General features: G+C 74.0%; 19 protein-coding genes. 5 read left to right on the top strand and 14 right to left on the bottom strand.

All coding sequences use genetic code 11. From position 1 onward, the window contains the following. Positions 1 to 113 precede the first annotated feature (113 nt). From A6F73_RS21770 to A6F73_RS21755, 4 genes are all read left to right on the top strand, one after another. Entirely contained in the window at positions 114 to 1,016 is a 903-nt protein-coding gene (locus A6F73_RS21770; RefSeq protein WP_063349328.1) for a glutamate ABC transporter substrate-binding protein, read from the top strand. 55 nt (positions 1,017 to 1,071) lie between these two features. Beyond that, positions 1,072 to 1,722: an amino acid ABC transporter permease gene (locus tag A6F73_RS21765; protein WP_063349327.1), complete on the top strand. Its 651-nt coding sequence runs from the start codon at positions 1,072 to 1,074 to the stop codon at positions 1,720 to 1,722. Further along, positions 1,719 to 2,570, top strand: coding sequence for an amino acid ABC transporter permease (locus A6F73_RS21760; protein WP_063349326.1), 852 nt, complete (start codon positions 1,719 to 1,721; stop codon positions 2,568 to 2,570). The genes A6F73_RS21765 and A6F73_RS21760 overlap by 4 nt, the downstream gene beginning before the upstream one ends. 122 nt (positions 2,571 to 2,692) lie before the next feature. Then, complete coding sequence (locus A6F73_RS21755) at positions 2,693 to 4,441, top strand: FAD-dependent monooxygenase (protein WP_063349325.1); 1,749 nt, start codon at positions 2,693 to 2,695, stop codon at positions 4,439 to 4,441. Positions 4,442 to 4,516: 75 nt separating this feature from the next. Here the strand turns inward: A6F73_RS21755 and rny are convergent, their stop codons facing one another. The 7 genes from rny to A6F73_RS21720 form a co-directional block, all read right to left on the bottom strand. Beyond that, positions 4,517 to 5,986 carry a ribonuclease Y gene (gene rny, locus A6F73_RS21750; protein ID WP_063349324.1) on the bottom strand — a complete coding sequence of 490 codons (1,470 nt, stop codon included), beginning with the start codon at positions 5,984 to 5,986 and terminating at the stop codon, positions 4,517 to 4,519. A 156-nt stretch (positions 5,987 to 6,142) separates the two neighbouring features. After that, the gene (gene recX, locus A6F73_RS21745; RefSeq protein WP_107453076.1) at positions 6,143 to 7,003 is read right to left on the bottom strand and encodes a recombination regulator RecX; all 861 of its coding nucleotides are present in this window, start codon (positions 7,001 to 7,003) and stop codon (positions 6,143 to 6,145) included. 232 nt (positions 7,004 to 7,235) lie between these two features. After that, complete coding sequence (gene recA, locus A6F73_RS21740) at positions 7,236 to 8,354, bottom strand: recombinase RecA (RefSeq protein ID WP_063349323.1); 1,119 nt, start codon at positions 8,352 to 8,354, stop codon at positions 7,236 to 7,238. Positions 8,355 to 8,531: 177 nt separating this feature from the next. After that, positions 8,532 to 9,665, bottom strand: coding sequence for an AI-2E family transporter (locus A6F73_RS21735; protein ID WP_079135874.1), 1,134 nt, complete (start codon positions 9,663 to 9,665; stop codon positions 8,532 to 8,534). A 207-nt stretch (positions 9,666 to 9,872) separates the two neighbouring features. After that, positions 9,873 to 10,067, bottom strand: a complete 195-nt coding sequence (locus tag A6F73_RS21730; protein WP_063349322.1) for a DUF3046 domain-containing protein — start codon at positions 10,065 to 10,067, stop codon at positions 9,873 to 9,875. After that, a complete protein-coding gene (locus A6F73_RS21725; RefSeq protein ID WP_063349321.1) occupies positions 10,064 to 10,654 on the bottom strand; it encodes a GNAT family N-acetyltransferase in 591 nt (196 codons plus the stop codon). Before A6F73_RS21725 ends, A6F73_RS21730 begins: the two co-directional genes overlap by 4 nt. Positions 10,655 to 10,707: 53 nt before the next feature. Then, entirely contained in the window at positions 10,708 to 12,309 is a 1,602-nt protein-coding gene (locus A6F73_RS21720; RefSeq protein WP_063349320.1) for a S8 family serine peptidase, read from the bottom strand. Between the two features lie 172 nt (positions 12,310 to 12,481). On the opposite strand from A6F73_RS21720, the gene A6F73_RS21715 reads away from it, so the two are divergent. Beyond that, complete coding sequence (locus A6F73_RS21715) at positions 12,482 to 17,215, top strand: ATP-dependent helicase (protein WP_063349319.1); 4,734 nt, start codon at positions 12,482 to 12,484, stop codon at positions 17,213 to 17,215. A gap of 77 nt (positions 17,216 to 17,292) precedes the next feature. Here A6F73_RS21715 and A6F73_RS21710 read toward each other — a convergent pair whose 3' ends face one another. The 7 genes from A6F73_RS21710 to A6F73_RS21680 all read right to left on the bottom strand — a co-directional run bounded on the left by A6F73_RS21710 (position 17,293) and on the right by A6F73_RS21680 (position 24,954). After that, positions 17,293 to 17,580: a hypothetical protein gene (locus tag A6F73_RS21710; protein WP_159398505.1), complete on the bottom strand. Its 288-nt coding sequence runs from the start codon at positions 17,578 to 17,580 to the stop codon at positions 17,293 to 17,295. Positions 17,581 to 17,635: 55 nt separating this feature from the next. Continuing rightward, positions 17,636 to 18,004, bottom strand: a complete 369-nt coding sequence (locus A6F73_RS21705; RefSeq protein ID WP_049660741.1) for a helix-turn-helix transcriptional regulator — start codon at positions 18,002 to 18,004, stop codon at positions 17,636 to 17,638. Between the two features lie 380 nt (positions 18,005 to 18,384). Next, positions 18,385 to 18,876, bottom strand: a complete 492-nt coding sequence (locus tag A6F73_RS21700; RefSeq protein WP_244293456.1) for a CinA family protein — start codon at positions 18,874 to 18,876, stop codon at positions 18,385 to 18,387. 17 nt (positions 18,877 to 18,893) lie between these two features. Beyond that, positions 18,894 to 19,532 carry a CDP-diacylglycerol--glycerol-3-phosphate 3-phosphatidyltransferase gene (pgsA, locus tag A6F73_RS21695; RefSeq protein WP_063349317.1) on the bottom strand — a complete coding sequence of 213 codons (639 nt, stop codon included), beginning with the start codon at positions 19,530 to 19,532 and terminating at the stop codon, positions 18,894 to 18,896. After that, positions 19,529 to 21,022 carry a 30S ribosomal protein S12 methylthiotransferase RimO gene (gene rimO / locus A6F73_RS21690; protein WP_063349316.1) on the bottom strand — a complete coding sequence of 498 codons (1,494 nt, stop codon included), beginning with the start codon at positions 21,020 to 21,022 and terminating at the stop codon, positions 19,529 to 19,531. The genes pgsA and rimO overlap by 4 nt, the downstream gene beginning before the upstream one ends. Positions 21,023 to 21,139: 117 nt before the next feature. Next, positions 21,140 to 22,003, bottom strand: coding sequence for a helix-turn-helix domain-containing protein (locus tag A6F73_RS21685; protein WP_079135873.1), 864 nt, complete (start codon positions 22,001 to 22,003; stop codon positions 21,140 to 21,142). Positions 22,004 to 22,266: 263 nt separating this feature from the next. Next, complete coding sequence (locus A6F73_RS21680) at positions 22,267 to 24,954, bottom strand: DNA translocase FtsK (protein WP_063349315.1); 2,688 nt, start codon at positions 24,952 to 24,954, stop codon at positions 22,267 to 22,269. Between the last annotated feature and the right edge of the window lie 12 nt (positions 24,955 to 24,966).

Raw genomic sequence — 24,966 nt, 5'->3', positions numbered from 1 at the left:
AGACCACGCGGGGCCGCCGCCGGCAAGGACGCCGGGCGGCCCTGCCCGTGCACGCACCTTCCAGACGCCAGAGCCCGGTTAGCCGTGGCCCAGCTCCCAGGAGAACAACCCTCATGAGGACTCGTCGCACCCTCGCCGTCGCGCTCTGTGCCGTCGTGCTCACCGCCACCGCCGCCTGCGGCAAGGACGGCTCCCCCGGCGCCACCGCCGCGAGCAGCGGCAACGCCCCGGCGCTGCCCACCTACACGGTCAAGACCGACGTCAAGATCGACTCGGCGATCCTCGCCGAGGCGAAGAAGCGCGGCCAGCTGATCATCGGCGCCAAGGCCGACCAGCCGGGACTGGGCTTCGAGGACGTCGCCAGCGGCGACCGCAGCGGCTTCGACATCGAGATCGCCAAGATGGTCGCCGCCGACCTCGGCTTCAGCCCGCAGCAGATCAAGTGGCAGACGCTGGTCTCCTCGCAGCGCGAGCCGGCCATCGCCAAGGGCCAGATCGACTTCTACGTCGGCACCTACAGCATCAACGACGAGCGCAAGAAGACGGTCTCCTTCGCCGGCCCGTACTACATCGCCGGTCAGGACTTCCTGGTGAAGGCCGACAACACCTCGATCACCGGCCCGGAGAGCGTCGGCGGCAAGAACGTCTGCACCGCCACCGGCTCCACCTCGATCAAGAACATCCAGCAGTACAACCCGAAGATCACGCAGTTCGACACCTACTCGGCCTGCGTCGAGAAGCTGCTGTCCGGCGAGGTCGACGCGGTCACCACCGACGACGCGATCCTCAAGGGCTACGCCTCCAAGTACGCCCCCAAGCTCAAGGTGGTCGGCAAGCCGTTCACCAAGGAGAACTACGGCGTCGGTCTCAACAAGGACGACGCGGTCCTGCGCAACGCCATCAGCGACGCGCTCAAGGCCCACGAGGACAACGGCGACTGGAAGAAGGCCTACGACGCGACCCTGGGCGCGTCCGGCTCCGCCGCGCCGGCCGTGCCGGCCCTCGAACGCTACTGATCCGGTCCACGCCCGACCATCCGTCCTGACCATCTGATGAGAGGAGGGCCGCCGGATGGGGTTCCTGTTCGAGCAGGACAACTTCGCGTTGTTCCGCGACGGCTTCCTGCAGACGATCGAGCTGAGCGCGCTCAGCGCCCTGCTCGCCCTGCTGCTGGGCACCCTGCTGGCGGCCTTCCGGGTCTCCCCGGTGCCGGTCCTGCGTGCCTTCGGCACCACCTGGGTCACGCTGTTCCGCAACACGCCGCTGACCCTGCTGTTCTTCGCCGTCACCTTCGGCCTGCCGCCGCTCGGGGTGCACTTCAGCCACCTCACCTTCGCGGTGCTGGCGCTCGGCGGCTACACCGCCTCGTTCGTCTGCGAGGTGATCCGCTCGGGCATCAACACCGTGCCGCTCGGCCAGGCCGAGGCGGCCCGCAGCCTCGGCATGAGCTTCGGCCAGACCCTCACCCTGATCATCCTGCCGCAGGCCACCCGGACCGTCCTGGCCCCGCTGAGCAGTGTGTTCATCGCGCTGCCGAGGAACTCGGCGATCGCCGGCGCCTTCAGCGTCAGCGAGCTGTACAGCGTGCAGCAGACCCTCTCCGAGCGCGGCTACGCGATCTTCGGGATCTTCTTCTGGGTGGCCTGCGCCTACCTGGTGATCAGTGCCACGGTCGCCACGCTGTTCCGCGTCCTGGAATCCCGACTGGCGGTGGCCCGATGAGCAACCTCTTCACCCGCACCCCCACGGCCAACGTCCTCTACGACGCCCCCGGCCCGCGGGCCCGCACCCGGTACCAGCTGTTCGGGGTGCTGGCGCTGATCGGCGTCGCCGCCCTGCTCCAGTACGTCTTCACCGCGCTCTCCGACAACGGCCAGTTCGACCCTCATCTGTGGGACGCGTTCCAGTACAACACCGTCCAGCAACGCATCGTGGACGGCCTGGTCTCCACCCTGGAGGCCTTCGGCCTGGCCGCACTGTTCTCGCTCACCCTGGGCGGCCTGCTCGCCGCCGGACAGCTCTCCGACCACAAGCCGGTCCGCTGGGCGGCCGTCGGCTTCGTCCAGTTCTTCCGGGCGATGCCGCTGCTGATCCTGATCGTCGCGCTCTACTACGCGTTCTTCGCGAAGGAGCCGATGTGGGCGCTTGTCATCGGCCTCACCCTCTACAACGGCTCGGTGCAGGCCGAGATCATCCGCAGCGGCGTCAACGCCGTCCCGCGCGGCCAGGCCGAGGCGGCCTACGCGCTCGGCATGCGCAAGACCCAGGTGATGGCCGGCATCCTGGTGCCGCAGGCGATCCGCTCGATGCTGCCCTCGATGATCGGCCAGCTGGTCGTCACCCTGAAGGACACCTCGCTCGGCTTCGTCATCACCTTCAACGAGCTGCTGTTCGTCGGCAAGGCGATCGCCAGCCAGCCGATCAACGCCGCGGGCTTCCCGTACATCCCCGTGGTACTGGTGATCGGTCCGATCTACATCGCCATGTGCCTGCTGCTGACCGCCCTCGCCCGGTGGATCGAAGCGCGCGGCCGTCGCGGCGCGAACCGGCGCACTTCAGCTGCTGCTTGACGCACACGCAGGTGAACTGTTGCATTGCTCTTCGTGACACCTCCCGGGAGCATCCACGCGGCATATGCGGCAGCGGTAACTGACGCCGGCCCATCGGCCGGTTCGTGCCCGGAGGTCACCGCATGGACCCGGTGATCGTGGTCGGGGCCGGACCGGTCGGTCTGGCCCTGGCCCTCGCCCTCGCCCGGCACGAAGTGCCGACCATCGTCCTGGACGAGGGCTCCGGGCTCTGCCCCGAGGGCCCGCGCAGCGTCGTCCTCGGGGCCGACACCGCCGCCTTCCTCACCCGGATCGGCTACCCGCGGGCCGTCTCCGACTCCGCCCTCTGGGACTCCTTCACCGTCTGGCGCCGCCGCCAGGAGGTCCTGCGGATCGACCTCACCGACTCCCCCGCGTTCCACCTGCCCCAGCACCGCCTCCAGCGCGGCCTGCGCGACGCCCTCACCGGCACCCCGCTGGTCCGGCTGGTCCCGCTGAGCCGGGTCGTCGAACTCGAACAGGACCGCGACGGCGTCAGCGTCCGCACCCACGGCACCCAGGACGGCTCCAGCACCTGGTGGCGCGGCAGCCACCTGGTCGGCTGCGACGGCGCCAGATCCGCCGTCCGCAAGCTCCTGAAGATCCGCTTCCCCGGCCGCCCCGCCGTCGACCGCAACGCCATCGCCACCGTCCGGGTCGACCTGCCCTTCCACGAGGCCCGGCTGCACCGCGAGCCCCCGTGGCGCGGCGACCGCGAGGCCTCCGCCCGCCCGCTGCCGGACGGCGTCTGGCGGCTCGACTGGCGGCTGCCCCCCGGGCGGCCCGCCCCCACCGAAACCGTCGACCCGCACGCCACCTGGCCCGGCGTCGTCACCGGCGACACCCTGCTCACCCGGGTCACCGCCACCCTCACCGGCTGGTGCGGCGAACTCCCCCGCTTCGACCTGCTCGCCGCCGCCGACCACACCGCCCAGCAGCGCCTCGCCGCCCGGTTCCGCAGCGGCCGCTGCTTCCTCGCCGGCGACGCCGCCCACCTGCACGGCGCGCTCGGCATGCAGAACCTGGCCGACGGGCTGCGCGACGCCGACAACCTCGCCTGGCGGCTCTCCCTCGCCTGGCACCTCCACTCCGGCGGCCCGCAACCCGGCGGCTCCCTGCTGGACGGCTACGAGGCCGAACGGCGCGGCGCGGTCGGCGCCCGGCTGCGCGCCGTCGACCAGTCCATGCCGCTGCTGCGCCCGCTGCGCGGCTGGCAGCAGACCCGGCGCTCGCTGCTGGTCGGCGGCTTCCGCAAGCACGCACCGCTGCTCGCCGACGGACAGCTCGGCACCGGCCGCTTCGGCGGCGCGCCCGCCTACCCGGCCGCGCCCTCGGGCGTCCCCGGCCGGGTGCCGGTCCAGCGCGGCGCCCGCGGCACCACCTCGCTCAGCGAACTGCTGCCGGCCACCGCCCCCGGCGTGCTCGTCCCGGACCTGCCGGTGCTCGCCGCCGACGGCACCCCGGACCACCTGCACGCCCGGCTCGGCGTCACCTTCCTGCTGCTGCTGGTCGCCCCCGGCACCGCCGTCTGGTCCGCCGAGCACTGGCTGGGCGCCGGCCTGATGCCCCGGCTCGCCGAGGTCGCCGCCGCGCTGCCGGTGCCCGCCGAAGTGCTGGTCACCGAGGAGTACCCGGAGGCCGGGCCGCACACCGTGCTGCTGATCCGGCCGGACGGGCACCTGGTCGGCGCCACCCAGGGCGCCGCCGCCGAGGACCTGCTGGCGCTCGCCGACCGCGCCCGGGGCGGGCCGGCCCCGCTCGCCGGCGCACCCGAACCCGAGCCCGACCAGAGCCCAGCGCCGGAGCCCGCCGCCCGCCAGGCGCCCCAGCAGGTGGACTCCCCCAGCGCGTAGGGCCCTGGCGCGAGCCCCGGGCGTGCACCCCTGCGCGCGCCCCGGACGTGCGCCGGACAGGGCCTAACTCTTGGCCTAACTCGCCACCGCGATGGCCCGACTCTCCCGGACCACCGTCACCCGGATCTGACCCGGATAGGTCAGCTCCTCGGAGACCTGCCGGGCGACCTCCCGGGCGATCAGCTGCGCCCCGAGGTCGTCCACCTCCTCCGGCCGCACCATCACCCGCACCTCGCGCCCCGCCTGCATCGCGTACACCTCGGCCACGCCCTCGTGCGCGCGGGCGATCTCCTCCAGCCGCGCCAGCCGCCGCACGTACACCTCCAGCGACTCCTTGCGCGCCCCGGGCCGCCCGCCCGAACAGGCGTCCGCGGCCTGCGTGAGCACGGCCTCCACGGTGCGCGGCTCCACCTCGCCGTGGTGCGCGGCGATCGCGTGCACCACCTCCGGGGACTCCCCGTGCCGGCGGGCGAAGTCCGCGCCGACCGCCGCGTGGCTGCCCTCGACCTCGTGGGTGAGCGCCTTGCCGATGTCGTGCAGCAGCGCCGACCGCCGCACCGGCTCCGGGGCCACCCCGAGCTCGGCGGCCATCATCCCGGCCAGGTGCGCGGACTCCAGCAGGTGCCCGAGCACGTTCTGCCCGTACGAGACCCGGTAGCGCAGACTGCCCAGGGTGCGGACGAGCTCGGGGTGCATCCCGCCGACCCGGGCGTCCAGCAGGGCGTCCTCACCGGCCCGGACGCAGCACTGCTCGACCTCCTCGCGGCTGCGCTCGTGGACGTGTTCGATCCGGGTCGGGTGGATCCGGCCGTCCTCGACCAGTTGTTCCAGGGTGAGCCGGGCGGTCTCCCGGCGGACCGGGTCGAAGCAGGAGAGCTGCACCGTCGCGGGGGTGTCGTCGATGATCAGGTTGACGCCGGTGACCGCCTCGAAGGCACGAATGTTGCGGCCTTCGCGGCCGATGATCCGGCCCTTCATGTCTTCGCTCGGCAGCCGGAAGACGGTGACCGCCGTCTCGGCGGTCTGCACCGACGCCAGCCGCTGGATCACCCCGGCGAGGATGCCCCGGGCCCGGCGCTCGCCCTCCTCCCTGGCCTCGCGCTCGATCTCCCGGACCGTGACCGCGGCCTCCCGCCGGGCCGTGGTCGCGGCCTCGCGCAGGAGTTCGGCGCGGGCCTGCTCGGCGGAGAGTCCGCCGGCCCGCTCCAGCACCGCAACCCGGCGGGTCACCAGCGCCTCGGCCTCGCCCCGGGTGCGCTCCAGTTCGGCGGAGCGCGCGGCGAGTTCGTCCTCCCTGGTCCGGACCCGGCGCAGCTCCTCGGCCAACTGCTCCTCGCGCCGGGCGAGTTCGGCCCGCTGCCGGGAGGTCTGCTGCTCGGCCCAGCCGCGGACGCGCTCGGCCTCGACGCCGGCGCGCCGCTGGGCGGCCCGGAGCCGCTTGGCCAGCAGCCCGACCAGGACGGCGAGGAGCAGCAGGACGGCGCCGGCCGACCCGGCGAGTGGCAGCAGGGAGGTGTCCGGTCCGGTGCCCGCAGAGATCCTCATGCCGCCCACTCCCCGTCACCGCTGTCCGCCGCCCGGCGTGGACCGCCGTCCGGAAGCGCCCCCGCACTGAGTGCGAGGCTAGGTGCGGGTCACGAAACGGTCAAGACTCGACCTGGACTGGACCAAGAAGCGTACGCAATGGCTACCGGACGGCCACTAGTCCCTCCCGGTTCCTGACGGTTCGCCCGGCTCCTCCTCGTCCAGCGCGCTCCGCACCACCCGGAACGCCAGCCCCTCGGAGTAGCCGCGCCGGGCCAGCACGCCGACCAGCCGCCGCATCCGGACCTGCGGGTCCAGCCCTCGGGTGGACCGCAGCTTGCGGTCGACCAGCGCCCGGGCGGCCTCGGTCTCGTCGTCGTGGTCGAGCTGGGCGACGGCCTGTTCGACCAGGTCCGCGGCCACGCCCTTGGTGCGCAGTTCCTGGGCCAGCGCCCGCCGGGACAGGCCCCGGACGGCGTGCCGGGACTCCACCCAGGCCGCGGCGAAGGCCGCGTCGTCGATCAGCCCGACCTCTTCGAGCCGGGTGAGCACCTCGTCGGCGACGTCGTCCGGGATCTCCCGCTTGCGCAGGGCGTCGGCGAGCTGTTTGCGGCTCTTGGCGGCGCCGGTGAGCAGCCGCAGGCAGATGTCGCGGGCGCGGGTCTCGGGATCGGCCGTCTCCTCGGCCCCGGCCCGCTTCCGCCCGGTTCGGCCGGTACGGGCGGAGGGGTCGTGCGCGTCGCCCGGAGCGCCTGTCTCGTCCGAGGCGTGCCCGGCGGAGCGCCCGGCCGCAGCGCGCCGCCCACGACGCGCGCCGAGACCGGTGTGCGGGGCCGGGGCGGTCACACCCCCGTGACCGACCGCCCCGGCCTCGCTCCGGCCCTCGCCCGCCGCCGGGGAGCCGGCCTCGTCGAACTCCTCGGCCGCCAGTGCCGAGCGCCGCCTGCGGCGGCCGGTGGGCAGTTCTGAGGCGGAGACCAGCCCGAGCTCGCCGACCGACGGCTCCGCCGGTGCCGGCCCGGGCGCCGCGCCGCGCACCGCCCGGGCCGGCTCCCGGTCGAACTCCGGCTCCGAACCGGATGCCCACTGTGCGGCAGAGGACCGCTCCCGCCGCCGCCCCTTCCGGGACTGCGACCGCGCCCGGGGCGTCGCCTCGAACGGCGGCTCCGGCTCCCCCTCCACGGCGGCGAACCAGTCCGGCGGCCCGTAGTCGTCGCCGTCCGGACCCGCCGGGCCGCCCTCACCCACTGCGTCGTGCTGCGTCAACGGTTCAGGCCTTGGCGGCCGCCGCCGTCTTCTTCGCCGCGGCCGTCTTGGCGGCGGTCGCGGTGATCGGCTTCGCGGCGCCGTCGGCGGCAGCAGCCGCCGCCTCGCCCTCGGCCGGCTCCTCGGTCTTCGGGCCGATGCCGAGCTTGCCCTTGATCTTCCGCTCGATCTCGTCGGCGAGCTGCGGGTTGTCCCGCAGGAAGTTGCGGGCGTTCTCCTTGCCCTGGCCGAGCTGGTCGCCCTCGTAGGTGTACCAGGCACCGGACTTGCGGATGAAGCCGTGCTCGACGCCCATGTCGATCAGGCCGCCCTCGCGGCTGATGCCGATGCCGTAGAGGATGTCGAACTCGGCCTGCTTGAACGGCGCGGCGACCTTGTTCTTGACCACCTTGACGCGGGTGCGGTTGCCGACCGCCTCGGTGCCGTCCTTCAGGGTCTCGATCCGGCGGATGTCCAGCCGGACCGAGGCGTAGAACTTCAGCGCCCGGCCACCGGTCGTGGTCTCCGGCGAGCCGAACATGACGCCGATCTTCTCGCGCAGCTGGTTGATGAACACCGCCGTGGTGCCCGACTGGTTCAGCGCACCGGCGATCTTGCGCAGCGCCTGGCTCATCAGCCGGGCCTGCAGACCGACGTGCGAGTCACCCATCTCGCCCTCGATCTCCGCACGCGGGACGAGCGCCGCGACCGAGTCGATGATGATCAGGTCGACAGCGCCGGAGCGGATCAGCATGTCCGTGATCTCCAGCGCCTGCTCACCGGTGTCCGGCTGGCTGACCAGCAGGGCGTCGGTGTCCACGCCGAGCTTCTTGGCGTACTCGGGATCGAGCGCGTGCTCCGCGTCGACGAAGGCGACCGTGCCGCCGGCCCGCTGGGCGTTGGCCGCCAGGTGCAGGGTCAGGGTGGTCTTGCCGGAGGACTCGGGGCCGTAGATCTCGACCACCCGGCCGCGCGGGATACCGCCGACACCGAGGGCGACGTCCAGGGCGGTGGACCCGGTGGGGATCACGTCGATCGGCTCGTTGGCCTTCTCGCCCAGGCGCATCACCGAGCCCTTGCCGAACTGCCGCTCGATCTGAGCGAGTGCGTTCTCAAGGGCCTTCTCGCGGTCCGTACCTGCCATGGCTTCCACCCTCGGGTTCTGTGCTGTGCGCTTCATCGTCCTCGACGCTAGCGCGTCCCACTGACAAACGAGCCCGACCCGGCTCCGCCTGTGGAAAACTCCTCGCCGGAGAGTACAGAGAACAAATGTTCGATTCAAGCTTCGCACGTCCGAACGGTGCCACCACCACCGGCCGGGTCACCTCCCGTCGCCGCCGACCATCCGCCGCAGCCGCCGCGCCGCCTCCCGGCGCAGCTCCCGCCGGGCCCGCCGCTGCTCGCCCCGGTCGATCCGCGGGTCGGTGGCCACCTCGTACCGCCGCACGTACGTCCCGACGAAGCCCTGCAAGGTGGCCGCCGCCGGGATGGCGATCAGCGCGCCCACCGCGCCGAGCAGCGCCGCGCCCGCGATCACCGCGCCGAACGCGACCGCCGGGTGCACGTCCACCGTCCGCGCGGTGATCCTCGGGTGCAGCAGGTAGTTCTCGACCTGCTGGTAGACCACCACGAAGATCAGCACCCAGAGCGCGTCCACCGGCTGCACGGTGAGCGCCACCAGCACCGGCAGCGCGCCGGCCAGGTACGTCCCGATGGTCGGCACGAACTGCGACATGACGCCGACCCAGACCGCCAGCGCGGCCGCGTACGGCAGGTCGAGCAGCGCGAACATCACCCAGTGCCCGGCCGCGGAGACCACCGCGAGCAGCGCCCGGGAGTACAGGTAGCCGCCGGTCTTGGCGAGGGCGATCTCCCAGGCCCGCAGCACCTCGCCCTGCTTGGCGGGCGGCAGCATCGAGCAGACCGTCCGGCGGACCCGCGGGCCCTCGGCGGTGAAGTAGAAGGTGAACAGCCCGACCGTGAAGGCCTGGAAGAGCCCGCCGATCACGGTGGAGGAGAGGCCCCAGACGTTGTCGGCGGCCTGCTGGGCGTAGCTCTCGATCGCGCCGGAGTCCTTGAGCAGCTTCTTCTGCAGCTCGCCCAGCGACAGGTCCTGATGGAACGTCCGGTTCACCCAGTTGATCAGGTTGTCGACCAGGTGCGGCAGGTCCCCGGCGATCTTCGCGACCTGATCGACCAACAGCGTGCCGAGCGCCGCGAGGAACCCGATCACCGCGATCCCCACCGCGACGAACACCAGGAAGGTGCCGATCCCGCGACGCACCCCGCGCGCCGCCATCCGGTCGACGGCCGGCTCCAGCGCCAACGAGAGGAAGAAGGCCACCAGCAGCATCACGAAGAGGTCGATCAGCTGGTGGAAGGCCCAGTCGGCGAGCTGGAACAGCCCGACCAGCACCAGGGCCAGCACCATCGCCCGGGGCAGCCAGCGCGGCATCCCGCCACCCCAGAGGCCGCCGGCCTCGCCCTCCGGCAGCCGCGGTTCGGGCGGCGGGCCCGGAGCCTCGTCGGCGACCCGCGCCGTCCTGTCCGAATTCTGTGCTTCTGCGCTGCTTGTCACTCCGACAGTCTCACCCATCCCCCGGAGCCGCCCGAGCACCGGGCACCCCGCCGGGGCGGGGTCGGTCCCGCGGGCGGGCGGTGGTCAACGCAGCACGCCGGAGACGCCCTGGGTCTCGCAGACCACCCGCCAGACGTCCTTGGCCTCCCAGCCCGACTCCAGTGCCTGCCGCACCGTCCGCCCGCCGAGTTCGCTCATCACATGGTCGGAGGCGAAGGACTCCGCGTACGTCTCCCCGAAGTGCGCGTGCATCCGTCGCCAGAACTCCGTCAGCCTCATGGCTCCAGTATCCCGGACCGCGCGGCGCCGTCCGGGGCCCGCCACTGCCCGGCCGTCAGCGCGTACTCGACCTCGCCGTGCTCGCTGCCGGGGATCGCCTCCGGGTAGTCCTCGTGGAAGGTGCGGACGAACGACAGCCCGGTCTTCTCCATGACCCGCCGCGAGCCCGCGTTGACCGTCATCGTGTACGCCACCACCCGCCGCACGCCCAGTTCGGTGAAGCCGCGGCGGACCAGCGCCCGCGCCCCCTCCGTCGCGTACCCGAGCCCCCAGGCGGCCCGGCGCAGCCGGTACCCCAGCTCGACCTCGGAGCGGTCGCCCTCCCGCGTCGGCCGGAACTCGAACCAGCCCAGGAAGGCCCCGCCGGCCCGCTCCTCGGCCGCCCACCAGCCGAGGTCGCCGTACCGCCGGTAGTGCGCGAGATACAGCGGCAGCAGTTCGCCCTCGACCCGCTCCCGCGCGGTCGGCCGCCCGCCGGTGAGGTGGCGCATCACCTCCGGGTCGCCGTCCAGTTCGACCAGGTGGTCGACGTCCGCTGCGGTGAAGCGGCGCAGCACCAGCCGCTCGGCGGTGAGGAAGACGGTCACGCCCCGATCCTCACCGACCCGCCCGGACGGCGCCACCCGGTTTTCCGCCCGCCTCAGCGCGGCAGCGCGAGCAGCCCGGCACCGAAGTACTGCCGGGCCCCGCAGGCGTACGGCCCGGGCGGGCAGGCGGCCGCCGCGGTGCCGGCGAGCAGGGCGGCGAGCGGGCCGGAGCCGTAGTCCGGGTGCAGGGCGGCGGCCACCGCGACCGCGCCGGTGACGTGCGCCGCCGCCATCGAGGTGCCGGCCAGTGCCGCGTACTGCCCGCCCGGCCAGTCGGAGACGATCGCGCCCTGCGGCCCGCTGTCCGGGTCGCCGCCGGGGGCGGCCAGCGAGACCCGGCCGCGGCCGTAGTTCGAATAGCCGGACGGGCGGCCGTCCCGGTTGACGGCGGTGACGGTGACGACGCCGGGCAGTTCGCCGGGCAGCCGGATGCACTCGGTGCCCAGGTAGCGGGAGCGGGCCGGGCCGGAGACCCGGTCGTTGGGGCTGCGCTCGTCCGTCCGGGCGGCGCCGAGGTCCTGCCCGTCGTTGCCCGCCGAGGCGACCACGACGGCACCCTTGCGCTGGGCGTAGCCGGAGGCCCGGCCGACGGCGGCGATCAGCGCGGCCTGGTCCTGGTCCTCCGGGCAGTTGTACTTCCACGGGTCGGCGAAGTAGCTGTTGTTGATCGCCTTGGCGCCGTGGTCGGCGGCCCAGAGCATGCCGCAGACGATGTTCTCGGCGTAGTACTGGCCGAGCGGTCCGAGCAGCCGGACGGCGGCGATCCGCACGCCCGGCGCGACCCCGGTGATGCCGTGGCCGTCCCGGGTTGCGCCGACGATCCCGGCGACGTGGGTGCCGTGGCCACTCTCGCTGACCCCGGGGTCGGGCCGCCAGGAGCCGGAGCGGGCGTCGGGCCGGCCGTCGGCGCAGGAGACGGAGGCCTTCGGGTCGACGGCGGCGCGCAGGTCGGGGTGGGTGTCGTCGACGCCGGAGTCGAGCACCGCGACCAGCACCTTGTGCAGTGCGTCGGCGGTCGGCGCGCCGGCGGGACCGCGGATCCCGGTGGAGGTGTCGCCGGCCCGGGAGCCGGCGCCGCCGAGCATGGCGAGGTTCCACGGGTCGCCCTCGCTCGGGTCGGGCACCGTGACGGTGCCGCCGTCCTGCCGGTCGGTGCTGTCGCGCCGGGCGCTGTCGGTGCTGCTGCGCCGGGCGTGATCGCTGTCGCGACGGGCGTGATCGGTGCTGCTGCGGCCGGCGCGGTCGGCGCGGTCGGTACCGGCGGCGAAGTCCCCGGCGCCGTCCAGCAGGCGGGGCGGGGCGACCACCGGTTCGGTCCGGGTGGTGCCGACGGCGGCGATCCCGGGCCGGGCCCGCAGCGTGCCCGCGAAGCCGCCGGTGGCGTACGCCAGGACGGCCCCGATCTGCGGGTACTCCTGGACCACCTGCCCGCCCGCCGCCCGGCTCTCGGCCCCGGCCAGGGCGGCCCCGGCGGCGTCCTCCTGCTCGGCGAGCACCAGGTAGCTGAGGTAGGGCCGGCCGGATCCGGAGACGTACGGGACGGCGCCGCCGACCACGAGTGCGGTGAGCAGCATCGCGAGCAGCGCCCGGGCGGGCCCGCGGACGCGGCGGCGGGCGGCACGGGCGGGACCGCCGGACGGGTTCACCTGCGCCATCGCACGGTCTCCGCTCGTCGGTCCGGTGGGTCGGGGGTGGGTCACTGGCCTGATTCATCACCATATGAGCGGATTTGCCTTTTTGCTCCTTTAACTACACCCATGCTCACCACACCCGTGCGACCTCCGCTCCCCCACCCCGGTTGTCGGTGCCACCCGGCACCATGGGGGCATGGCGCCCCCGCACCCGACCCCGCCGAACGACGACCCCCTGGCCGGATTCGCCCCGACCACCCGGGCCTGGTTCACCGGCGCCTTCTCCGCCCCCACCACCGCCCAGGCCGAGGCCTGGCGCGCCATCCGGCAGGACACCGACGTCCTGGTGGTCGCCCCCACCGGCTCCGGCAAGACGCTCGCCGCCTTCCTCTCCGCCCTGGACCGGCTGAGCAGCACCCCGCCCCCGGCGGACCCCAAGCGCCGCTGCCGGGTCCTGTACGTGTCACCGCTCAAGGCCCTCGCGGTGGACGTCGAGCGCAACCTGCGCGCCCCGCTGACCGGCCTGCGCCAGGCCGCCGTCCGGCTCGGCCTGCCCGAGCCCGAGGTCCAGGTCGCCACCCGCTCCGGCGACACCCCCGCCGCCGACCGCCGCCGCTTCGCCACCCATCCGCCGGACATCCTGATCACCACCCCCGAGTCGCTGTTCCTGCTGCTCACCTCCGCCTCCCGGGAGGCGCTGCGCGGCGTCGACACGGTGATCCTCGACGAGGTGCACGCCGTCGCCGGCACCAAGCGCGGCGCCCACCTCGCGCTCAGCCTGGAGCGGCTGGACGAACTGCTGGAGCGCCCGGCCCGCCGGATCGGCCTATCCGCGACCGTCCGCCCGGTCGAGGAGGTGGCCCGCTACCTCAGCCCGCAGCGCGGCGCCGTCGTCGTCCAGCCCGCCGCCGCCAAGGAGTTCGACCTGTCGGTGGTCGTCCCCGTCCCCGACCTGGACGACCTGCCCGCGGCCCCGGCCACCGGCGCCTCCTCCGACGCCGACCCGCAGCGGCAGGCGTCGATCTGGCCGCACGTCGAGGAGCGGATCGTCGACCTGGTGCAGGCGCACCGCTCGACCATCGTCTTCGCCAACTCCCGCCGCCTCGCCGAGCGCCTGTGCAACCGGCTGAACGAGATCGCCCTCGAACGGGCCACCGGTGAGCCGCTGCCCGAGGCGCACTCCCCCGCCCAGCTGATGGCCGAGTCCGGCGTCGCCAAGGGCGCCCCGCCGGTCATCGCGCGCGCCCACCACGGCTCGGTCTCCAAGGAGCAGCGGGCGCTGGTCGAGGAGGAGTTGAAGGCCGGCCGGCTGCCCGCCGTGGTCGCCACCTCCAGCCTGGAACTGGGCATCGACATGGGCGCCGTCGAGCTGGTCGTCCAGGTCGAGTCCCCGCCCTCGGTCGCCTCCGGCCTGCAACGGGTCGGCCGGGCCGGCCACCAGGTCGGCGCCGTCTCCACCGGCGTCTTCTTCCCCAAGTACCGCGGGGACCTGGTGCAGTCCGCCGTGGTCACCGAGCGGATGCGGGCCGGCCGGATCGAAGCGCTGCGCGTCCCGCGCAACCCGCTGGACGTGCTCGCCCAGCAACTGGTCGCGATGACGGCGCTGGACGCCTGGCCGGTGGACGACCTGCTCACCGTGGTCCGCCGCGCCGCGCCCTTCGCCACCCTCCCGCAGTCCGCCTTCGAGGCCGTGCTCGACATGCTGGCCGGCCGCTACCCCTCCGACGCCTTCGCCGAGTTGCGCCCCCGGGTGGTCTGGGACCGGGTGGCCGGCACCGTGACCGGCCGCCCCGGCGCCCAGCGGCTCGCCGTCACCTCCGGCGGCACCATCCCCGACCGCGGCCTGTTCGGCGTCTTCATCGCCGGCGCCGACCCTAAAAAAGGCGGCGGCCGGGTCGGAGAGCTCGACGAGGAGATGGTCTACGAGTCCCGCGTCGGCGACGTGTTCACCCTCGGCACCACCTCCTGGCGGATCCAGGAGATCACCCACGACAAGGTGCTGGTCACCCCCGCCCCCGGCGTGCCCGGCCGGCTCCCGTTCTGGAAGGGCGACACCCTCGGCCGCCCGCTCGAACTCGGCCGCGCCCTCGGCGCGTTCACCCGCGAGCTGAGCGCCCTGCAGCCCGCGGCCGCCACCGCCCGGCTGCACCGGGCCGGCCTGGACGACTGGGCCGCCGCCAACCTGCTCGACTACCTCGCCCAACAGCGCGCCGCCACCGGCCACCTCCCGGACGACCGCACCATCGTCGTCGAGCGCTTCCGGGACGAGCTCGGCGACTGGCGGATCGTCATCCACTCCCCCTTCGGCGCCCAGGTGCACGCCCCCTGGGCGCTCGCGCTCGGCGCCCGGCTGCGCGAGAAGCACGGCCTCGACCCCCAGGTCATGCACGCCGACGACGGCATCGTGCTGCGCCTGCCGGACGCCGACCTCCTCGCCACCGACTTCGACTTCACCAGCCCCCCGGAGCGGTCCGGTTCGGACGAGGCCCCGGTCGGCGCCGACGCCGCCCTGTTCGACGCCGCCGAGATCGAGCAGCTGGTCACCGACCAGGTCGGCGGCTCCGCCCTGTTCGCCTCCCGCTTCCGCGAGTGCGCCGGCCGTGCCCTGCTGCTCCCGCGCCGCAGCCCCGGCCGCCGCACCCCGCTCTGGCAGCAGCGCCAACGCGCCGCCCAACTGCTCGAAGTCGCCTCCGAGTACGGCTCGTTCCCGATCGTCCTGGAGGCCGTCCGCGAGTGCCTCCAGGACGTCTTCGACGTGCCGGGCCTGGTCGAGCTGATGGGCGACCTCGAATCCCGCGCCGTCCGCCTGGTCGAGGTCACCACCCCCGAGCCCTCGCCCTTCGCCCGCTCCCTCCTGTTCGGCTACGTCGCCCAGTTCCTCTACGAGGGGGACTCCCCGCTCGCCGAGCGCCGCGCCGCCGCCCTCTCGCTCGACTCCCGGCTGCTGTCCGAACTCCTCGGCCAGGCCGAGCTGAGCGAACTGCTCGACCCGCAGGTGCTCGCCGAATTGGAGGCCGAGCTCCAGCGCCTCACCCCCGAGCGCCGGATCAAGGACGCCGAGGGCGTCGCCGACGCGCTGCGCCTGCTCGGCCCGCTCACCGAGGCCGAGCTGGCGGCCCGCGGCGCCGAGCCGCTCTGGGCCCTGGAGTTGGAGGCCGCCCGCCGGGTGATCCAGGTCCGGATCGCCGGCGAGCGGCGCTGGTCCGCCGTCGAGGACGCCGGGCGGCTGCGCGACGCGCTCGGCACCCCGCTGCCGGTCGGCGTCCCGGAGGCCTTCACCGAGCCGGTCAAGGATCCGCTGGGCGACCTGCTCGCCCGCTACGCCCGCACCCACGGCCCGTTCGCCGCCGCCGAGGCGGCCGCCCGCTTCGGCCTCGGCACTGCCGTCGTCACCGGCACCCTGCACCGGCTCACCGCCGCCGGCCGCCTGGTCCAGGGCCAGTTCCGCCCACCCGTCGCCCGCCGGCCCCCTTCGCCGGAGGCGCTAGGCGCCACCCCTCCCGACCACACCACCACCGAGTGGTGCGACGCCGAGGTCCTGCGCCGACTGCGCCGCCGCTCGCTGGCCGCCCTGCGCCAGGAGGTCGAACCCGTCCCGCCGCGCGCCCTGGCCGCGTTCCTCCCGCAGTGGCAGCACCTGGCCGGCCACCGACTGAGCGGCCCGGACGGCCTGCTCCGGGTGGTCGAACAGCTCCAGGGCACCGCCCTGCCCGCCTCCGCCCTGGAGAAGCTGATCCTCCCGGCCCGGCTCACCGGCTACTCCCCCGGCCTGCTGGACGAGTTGACGGCGGCCGGCGAGATCGGCTGGTGCGGGGCCGGCGCGCTGCCCGGCAAGGACGGCTGGCTCAGCCTGCACCTGGCCGAGCACGCCCACCTGCTGCGCCCCGAGCCCGTCCCGCCCGCGCTCACCCCCGTGCACAGCGCGCTGATGGCGGCGCTGGCCGGCGGCTACGGCCTGTTCTTCCGCCAGTTGGTCCAGCAGTTGCCGGAGGAGACCCCGGAGCCGGAGATCGTCGAGGCACTCTGGGACCTCGTCTGGGCCGGGTACGTCACCAACGACACCCTCGCCCCGCTGCGCGCCCTGCTCGGCTCCGGCCGGACGGCCGGTGCCACCGCCCACCGCGCGCCCCGGGCGACCCCGCGCGGCCGCTACGGCGGCGCCGGCCGCGCCTTCGGCCGGGTCGGCGGCGCGCTGCGCGGCGGCCCGCCGACGGTGGCCGGGCGCTGGTCGCTGCTGCCCGCCTTCACCACCGACCCGACGGTCCGGGCCACCACCCAGGCACAGAGCCTGCTGGACCGGCACGGCCTGGTCACCCGGGGCGCGGTGGCGGCCGAGCGGGTGCCGGGCGGCTTCGCCGGGGTGTACCGGGTGCTCGCCGCGATGGAGGAGCGCGGCCGGGCCCGCCGGGGCTACTTCGTCGAGGGGCTGGGCGGCGCCCAGTTCGCCATGGAGGGCGCGGCCGACCGGCTGCGCTCGGTCAACGGCCGGCTGGAGCGGGCCCGGGCCGCCGAGTGGCCGGCCGCCCCGGCCACCGAGCCGCCGCAGGTGCTGGTGCTGGCCGCCGCCGATCCGGCGAATGCCTACGGCTCCGCACTGCCTTGGCCGGAGCCGCCGACGGCCCCCGGAGCCAAGGAGGCCCGGGCGCACCGCCCGGGCCGCAAGGCGGGCGCCCTGGTGGTGCTGGTGGACGGCGAGTTGGCGCTGTACGTCGAACGGGGCGGCAAGTCGCTGCTGGCCTGGCCGGAGGACGGCGCCATCCGGGCGCTGGCGGTGGGCGCGCTGGCGGCCGCGGTCCGCGAGGGTGCACTCGGCAGCGTCACGGTCGAGCGGGCGAACGGCGAGCCGGCCCTCGGCTCGGCGCTGGGCGCCGCGTTGGAGGAGGCCGGCTTCCACGCCACCCCGCGCGGCCTGCGCCTGCGGTCCTCCTGAGGTCCGCCGACGCCGAAGGCCGCGGGGCATCCGGTGCCCCGCGGCCTTCGTTCGCTCGTATCACCCGTTCGAGTGGCTCAGCCGACTGTCGGCGGTTGCGCCGCCACCCGGGCCACGGCCTCCTTTGACGGGCGCCGCTGCGGCCCGGTCGCGTTCCGGTCGGCGTGGACCGGGATCAGGCCGAGTCCCCAGCCGCCGGCCGCGAGCAGTCCCAGCACGGCGCCGTCGGCCAACTGTCCCCGGACCGCCGGCAGCCACCAGACCAGCCCTGCCGTCAGGATCACCAGGACCCGGCGGGCCGGCCACGGTATCAGTCGCCGCAGCCGTATTCGAGCCTCCGTGCACGCCGTCGCGGATCTCCGCACGACCGCCCTCCTTCGCTCGCCCCGGGCACCAGGAGCCCGGGAGTCGAGGCCGGGTTCAGGCGGCGACCACGTCCATCGCGGCGGCCTTGGGCGACATGTTCGCCCGGTCGGTGCCGGGGGCGGGCAGCGGAACCGGTTCGAGTACCGGCCTCAGCAGATCACCTTCGGAGAGGGTGGCCATCGCCGCAAGTTCAGCGAGCGACAGTTCGTCGCTGACCTCGCGCATGACCTCGGACATCCGGACGTCGAGCGCGTCGCAGATGGCGGAGAGCAGCTCCGAGGAGGCCTCCTTCTGTCCCCGCTCGACCTCGGAGAGGTAACCGAGCGAAACCCTGGCTGCCGCCGACACCTCGCGGAGTGTGCGGCCCTGGCGCTGGCGCTGCCGACGCAGTACATCGCCCAGTAGGCGACGAAGCAGGATCATCGGTGCCTCCCTCCTCGGACTGCGGATCGAGATGTCACGACCCCACCGTACCGCCTTGCCCGCTTCGCGTGCGGGGACCCTGGTCGTGTTCACTCTGGGCTGCAAGGCTGTCCCCCTCCTCGTTCCGGTGTCGTTTCCGGGTCCGCGGGCCCCTCGTGGTACCCCTCGCGGACCGCCCGGCCACCGTCACGCAACTCGTTCGCCACCTGGTTTCTGCCCAACCAGGCCCTTGGATGTAACACGATCCTCCAGCTGTGCCATGCCCGCGGACCGGATCGGCGGATCTCGGTTCGGTGGAGATCACCGCGATCGGGGCTCCACCACGCCTCCGCGGCGCCTCCAACGGGCTGCGGGACGCCCGGGTGCGGGCCCCGCGGGGTTCAGGTCGTGGGCGTACCGGCCCGGAGCCGCCCGACGAACAGCTCCAGAGCGGCGGTCACCGCCCCGTGACGGATTCTGGCACGCCCGCCCGACAGCCGGGGCGAACTGACCAGAGTTCCCTCCGGACCGGCGACCGCCAGGTGTACGGTGCCCACCGACTGCCCGTCCTGCGGGTCCGGCCCGGCCACCCCGGTCGTCGCGATCCCGTACGTGGCCCCCAGCAGCCGGCGCACGCCCTCGGCCATCTGCCCCGCCACCACCGGGTGGACCGGCCCGTACACCGCCAGGAGCCCCTCGTCCACGCCGAGCACCGAGGCCTTCAGCTCGGTGGCGTACGCGGTGACCGAGCCCCGGAAGGTCGCGGACGCCCCGGGGACGTCGACCAGGGCGGCCGCGAGCAGCCCTCCGGTCAGCGACTCGGCGACGGCCAGCGTGCCGCCCCTGGCGCGCAGCGCCTCGTGCGCCCGTACCGCCAGCTCGTGCTCCGTCACCCGGTCTCCCCCGTCGCTCACCGGCCCGCGCGCTCCGCGGCCAGTCCCTCGCGGCGCATGCGCAGCGCCTGTCCGACGTAGTCCAGCGCGGTGCCGATGGTCAGCAGTACCGCCAGGGCCATCAGCACGGCCCGGGCGGTGGCCAGCCAGCCGGTCAGCTCCAGGACGTACATGCCGACCGCGATGCCCTGGGTCAGCGTCTTGATCTTGCCGCCGCGGCTGGCCGGGATGACGCCGTAGCGGATCACCCAGAAGCGCATCAGGGTGATGCCGAGTTCGCGGGCCAGGATCACCGCGGTGACCCACCAGGGCAGGTCTCCGAGCAGCGAGAGGCCGATCAGCGCCGAGCCCATGATCGCCTTGTCGGCGATCGGGTCGGCGATCTTCCCGAAGTCGGTGACCAGGCCCTTGCGCCGGGCCAGCTCGCCGTCGAACAGGTCGGTGATCATCGCGATGGCGAACGACGCCCAGGCGACCGAGCGCCACTTGGGGTCGTGCCCGCCGTCGGCGAACAGCAGCGACACGAAGACCGGCACCAGCAGCAGCCGGAGCATCGTGAGCATGTTGGCGATGTTCCAGACAGCCGGCACCGGCGGCACCGCGGCCGGCGGTCTGCCCGGATGGGCCGCGGCCGGGGCGCCGGGCCCCTTGGTCATTCCCCGGCTCCCGGGGCCTGACGGACCCGGACCGGCTCCAGCGCCTCGGCGATCAGGTCGACGCCTTCGCTGGCGACCACCTTGGCCCGGTGGAACTGGCCGATCTGCGGGTCCTCGACGCCGGTGAGGGTGGTCAGGCCGTCGGTCTCGGGGGCCTGGTGGGCGGCCCGGCCCTCGACCACGCCGTCCTCGATGGACTCGATCAGGACCTCGACCTCGGTGCCGACGCGCTGCTCGGCCCGCTGGGCGGTCATCTCCTCGGCCAGCCGGCTGAGCCGGTTCAGGCGGTCGGCGATCACGTCCTCGGACAGCTTGCCGTCGTAGGTCGCGGCCTCGGTGCCGTCCTCGTCGGAGTAGCCGAAGACGCCGATCGCGTCCAGCCCGGCGTGCGTGACGAAGCGCTCCAGCTCGGCGAAGTCCGCCTCGGTCTCGCCGGGGAAGCCGACGATGAAGTTGGACCGGGCGCCGGCCTGCGGGGCCCGGTCGCGGATGGTCTTCAGCAGGTCCAGGAACTGGTCGGTGGAGCCGAAGCGGCGCATCCGGCGCAGCACGGCGGGCGCCGAGTGCTGGAAGGACAGGTCGAAGTAGGGCACCACGTCCGTGGTCCCGGTCATCGCGTCGATCAGGCCGGGGCGCATCTCGGCGGGCTGCAGGTAGGAGACCCGGACCCGCTCGACGCCCTCGATCGCGGAGATCTCGCCGAGCAGCGTCTCCAGCAGCCGGATGTCGCCGAGGTCCTTGCCGTACGAGGTGTTGTTCTCGCTCACCAGGACGACCTCGCGCACGCCCTGCTCGGCCAGCCACTGGGCCTCGTGCAGCACGTCGGAGGGGCGGCGGGAGATGAAGGAGCCGCGGAACGCCGGGATGGCGCAGAAGGAGCACCGCCGGTCGCAGCCGGAGGCGAGCTTGACCGAGGCGACCGGGTTGTCGTCGAGCCGCTTGCGCAGGGTGCGCGGGCCGGAGGCCGGGGCGAGGCCCTCGGGCAGGTCGGTGATCGGCTCGGCCGGGGTCTCGGCGGCGCCGTGGCCGGGCAGCGCGACGGCCTCGGCGGCGGACTGCCGCTCGGCCGGGCTGATCGGCAGCAGCTTGCGGCGGTCGCGCGGGAGGTGCGGGGCGTGGTGGCCGCCGGAGAGGATGGTCTGGAGGCGGTCGGAGATGTCGGAGTAGTCGTCGAAGCCGAGCACGCCGTCGGCCTCGGGCAGGGCGTCGGCGAGCTCCTTGCCGTAGCGCTCGGCCATGCAGCCGACGGCGACGACGGCCTGGGTGCGGCCGTGCCCCTTGAGGTCGTTGGCCTCCAGCAGGGCGTCCACGGAGTCCTTCTTGGCGGCCTCGACGAAGCCGCAGGTGTTGACGACGGCGACGTCCGCTTCGGCGGCGTCGTCGACGAGCAACCAGCCGTCGGCTTCCAGTCGCCCGGCGAGTTCCTCGGAGTCCACCTCGTTGCGGGCGCATCCGAGCGTGACAAGGGCGACAGTACGGCGTTCAGGCATAGGGCCAAGATTAACGCGCGGCCTCCGGTGCCGTTCGCCCCGGAGGCCGCGCGCCTCGGATTACCAGATCTTCGCCAGGCCGCAGGGCCGCTCTCCAGGGCCTCCGCAGGCCTGTGGTCAGCCCGCCTGCGGATCGCCGGGGGTGTACGTGACGTGCACCACCTGGCCGTCCTTGCCGAGGAGGCCGAGATCCTTGCCGTTGACGTACGCGTGCACGGCCCCGCCGTTTCCGAGCACCAGCTTGATCTGCTTGGGGTCGGTGAAGGTCTGGTCCTGGCCGTCGCTGATGTTGTTCTGGAACAGCGACTTCCCGCTGCCGTCCACCGCGGACACCCAGCTGGTGCTGCCCTCGGCGACCAGTTTCACGGTGACCTTGTCGGCCGGGACGGCGGCGATCGCGGCCGCACTCGGCACGGGCGCCGGCGGCTGCACGGTGGGCGAGGGCACGGAGGCGACCGAGCCGGTGCCGGAGCCGCTGGGCAGCGGCGCGCTGGCGGAGCCGGTGCCGATGTGGCCGTCCTTGCCACTGACCAGGTTGAAGCCGATCAGGACGACCACCACGACGATCGCGGAGACCATGGCCGCCGCCCAGTTCGGCCGGCTGCGGCCGGGCACCTTGATCGGGCCGCTGTCGATCAGCTGGGTCGGCCGCTTGGAGGCGGGCGAGCCGCCGTGCGCGGCGTCGTACCGGGCGATCAGGGCCTCGCCGTCGACGCCGACCTCGCGGGCGATCGCGCGGATGTGCCCGCGGGCGTAGAAGTCGCCGCCGCAGCGGCCGAAGTCGTCCTCCTCGATGGCGTGGACGATCGGCACCCGGACCCGGGTCGCCGTACTCACCTGGTCCACCGTGAGCCCGGCCTCGATCCGGGCGGTGGACAGCACCCGGCCGATGCTCGGGGCATCGGCCGCCTGCACCGCGTCGTCGGTCGGCTCGACGGACGACGGGGCGTTCTCGCGGTCGGGGGACTTGCCGATGGTCACGGGGCACGCCTTTCGAGCGGATGGCCACCTGCTGGGGAACAGTCTAGGGGCGCGGGCGGATCGTTTCTCAAGCGGAACAGGCCCGAATGCGCGCGCCCGCCCCGACGGGTGCCCGGCACCCCGCTGAACGGCCGTCAGCGGGCCCGCGCGGGGAACCCGGGGGGTTCGCTTTCCGGCCTGTGACGCGGCGTACGGGCGTTCGGTTCCCCTTCACGCGCCTACCCTCCTCCGAACGGGTGAACACTCGTCGCAGGCGCGGGTCGTCAGCCGCGCAGGGCGACCAGCACCCCGTCCAGCTCGTCCGGCTTCACCAGGACGTCGCGGGCCTTGGAGCCCTCGCTCGGCCCGACGATCCCGCGCGACTCCATCAGGTCCATCAGCCGCCCCGCCTTGGCGAAGCCGACCCGGAGCTTGCGCTGGAGCATCGAGGTCGAGCCGAACTGGGTGGAGACCACCAGCTCGGCCGCCTGGATCAGCAGGTCCAGGTCGTCGCCGATCTCCTCGTCGATCTCCTTCTTGGCCCCGCCGCCGACCGTCACGTCGTCCCGGTAGACGGCGGTCAGCTGGTCCTTGCAGTGCTGCACCACCGCGGCGATCTCCGCCTCGGTGACGAACGCGCCCTGGAGGCGGATCGGCTTGCCGGCGCCCATCGGCAGGAACAGCGCGTCGCCCTTGCCGATCAGCTTCTCCGCGCCGGGCTGGTCCAGGATGACCCGGGAGTCGGCCATCGCGGAGGTCGCGAAGGCCAGCCGGGACGGCACGTTGGCCTTGATCAGGCCGGTGACCACGTCCACCGAGGGCCGCTGGGTGGCCAGCACCAGGTGGATGCCGGCCGCGCGGGCCAGCTGGGTGATCCGGACCACCGAGTCCTCGACGTCGCGCGGCGCCACCATCATCAGGTCGGCCAGCTCGTCGACGATCACCAGCAGGTACGGGTACGGGGTCAGCTCGCGCTCGCTGCCGAGCGGCGGGGTGACCGTGCCGGCCTTCACCGCCGCGTTGAAGTCGTCCACGTGCCGGAAGCCGAACGCCGCGAGGTCGTCGTAGCGCAGGTCCATCTCGCGGACCACCCACTGGAGGGCCTCGGCGGCCTTCTTCGGGTTGGTGATGATCGGCGTGATCAGGTGCGGGATGCCCTCGTACGCGGTCAGTTCGACCCGCTTGGGGTCGACCAGCACCATCCGGACCTCGTCCGGGGTGGCCCGGGCCAGGATCGAGGTGATCAGGCAGTTGATGCAGGACGACTTGCCCGCGCCGGTCGCGCCGGCCACCAGGATGTGCGGCATCTTGGCGAGGTTGGCCATCACGGTCTGGCCCTCGACGTCCTTGCCCATGCCGACGACCATCGGGTGGGTGTCCTCGGCGGCCGTGCGCGAGCGCAGCAGGTCGCCGAGGTTGACCATCTCGCGGTCCCGGTTGGGGATCTCGATGCCGACCGCGGACTTGCCCGGGATCGGGCTGATGATCCGCACGTCGGCGCTGGCCACCGCGTACGCGATGTTCTTGGCGAGCGCGGTGATCCGCTCCACCTTGACGGCCGGGCCGAGCTCGACCTCGTAGCGGGTCACCGTCGGGCCCCGGGTGAAGCCGGTGACCCTGGCGTCCACCTTGAACTCGGCGAAGGTACTGCTGAGCTGGGCCACCACCTCGTCGTTGAGGGCGCTGCGGGCCTTGGCCGGGCCGCCGCGCTCCAGCAGGTCGAGCGGGGGCAGCGCGTAGGTGACGTCGCCGGCCAGCTGGAGCTGCTCCATCCGCACCGGGGCCGGGCCGTGCTCCTCGGGCGCGCCCGGGCCCGCGCTGCGGGCAGCCGGGACGGCGGCCTCCTCCGGCGGGGCGGTGCGGTCCTGCACCTGGTGCATCATGTTCGCCACCGCCGAGGAGGCGGGCACGCCGTAGACCAGTGCCCCGTCCAGGTCGGCGGCGGCGCCGGCGGCGAGGTCGCGGGTGGCGTACGGGTCCAGCGGCTCCTTGTCCAGGGACACCCGGACGGCGTCGGGCTGGTCCTCGTCGTCCGCCGGCTTGCGGCGGCGGCGCCGACGGCGAGCGGCCACCTCGTCGCCCGGGTCCTCGCTGCCCACGGTGAACGGCAGCGCGGCGGGGTCCGCGTCCTCGGGCGGCTCGGTGGACAGGTCGCGCTCCGGCGTACGCCCCTCGCGCAGCTCGTCCTCCGGCCCGGGCTCCACCACGCCGAGCCGCACGCCGGCCGACCGCAGCCGCTCGGGAATGCGGTTGACCGGGGTGGCGGTGACCACCAGCAGGCCGAAGAAGGACAGCAGCAGGAGCAGCGGCACGGCCAGCGCCGGCCCGGCGGCGGCCATCATCGGGGTGGACACGGCCCAGCCGATGATCCCGCCGGCCGCCCTTATCCGCGAGGCGCCGCTGCCCATCATGGGCGCGCCACAGCCGATGTGCACCAGGCCGAGGACGCCGACCAGCAGCGCGCTCAGGCCGATCATGATCCGGCCGTTGGCCTCCGGCAGCTCCGGGTGGCGCCAGAGCCGGACCGCGATCCCGGCCAGCAGGAACGGCACCAGCACGTCGAGCCGCCCGAACAGCCCGGACACCACGGCGGTGGCCGCCTCGCCCAGCCAGCCCTGCGGGCTGAACCAGGTGCCGGCGGCGGTCACCAGCGCGAGTGCGAACAGCAGCAGGCCCAGCCCGTCCTTGCGGTGGGCCGGGTGGAGGTTCTTGGCCCCGTCGCCGAAGCCCCGGAAGATCGCGGCGATGCTGTTCGCCACGCCGAGCCAGACGGCCCGGACGGCCCGGAAGAGTATCGGCTTGGGCGGCGGCGGGGACGGCGGGGCCGGTTTGGCCGCCGCCTTCTTCGCCGGGGCCGCCTTCTTGGCCGCCGCCTTCTTCGCGGGCGGCTTGCCCGGGGCCTTCGCCGCGGCCTTCTTGGACGGTCCCGGACTCGGGTTGCGTGCCGCGCTTCCGGGCGTACGAGTGGCCATGGGTCAGCAGCC

Source organism: Streptomyces sp. MJM8645, assembly GCF_001625365.1.
Taxonomy (GTDB): domain Bacteria; phylum Actinomycetota; class Actinomycetes; order Streptomycetales; family Streptomycetaceae; genus Kitasatospora.
This window is presented reverse-complemented; position numbering and strand designations above follow the sequence as displayed.